Raw genomic sequence first — 466 nt, forward strand, 5'->3', positions numbered from 1 at the left:
GACTACAAGGGTATCTAATCCTGTTTGCTCCCCACGCTGTCGCGCCTCAGTGTCAGAACTGGTCTAGCTGGCCGCCTTCGCCACGAGTGTTCTCCCCCATCTCTACGCATTTCACCGCTACACAGGGAATTCCACCAGCCCCTCCCAGCCTCAAGTCCTGCAGTTTCTACCGACAAAATACGGTTAAGCCGTACGCTTTCACGGTAGACATACAGAACCACCTACGCGCCCTTTACGCCCAATGATTCCGAACAACGCTCGCCCCTTCCGTATTACCGCGGCTGCTGGCACGGAATTAGCCGGGGCTTCCTTTGGAGGTACCGTCTGGAGGAAAGGCTTTATCACCCTTTCCCCGTCGTTCCCCCTGACAGGAGTTTACAACCCGAAGGCCTTCATCCTCCACGCGGCGTTACTGCGTCAGGCTTTCGCCCATTGCGCAAAATTCCCCACTGCAGCCCCCCGTAGG

1 rRNA gene is annotated in these 466 nt (G+C 57.3%); it reads right to left on the reverse strand.

Annotation, left to right across the window (positions count from 1 at the left end):
• A 16S ribosomal RNA gene (locus AADR41_RS42340) occupies positions 1 to 466 on the reverse strand; the annotation flags it as partial.

This window comes from Streptomyces sp. CLV115 (genome assembly GCF_038448545.1).
Classification (GTDB): domain Bacteria; phylum Actinomycetota; class Actinomycetes; order Streptomycetales; family Streptomycetaceae; genus Streptomyces; species Streptomyces sanglieri.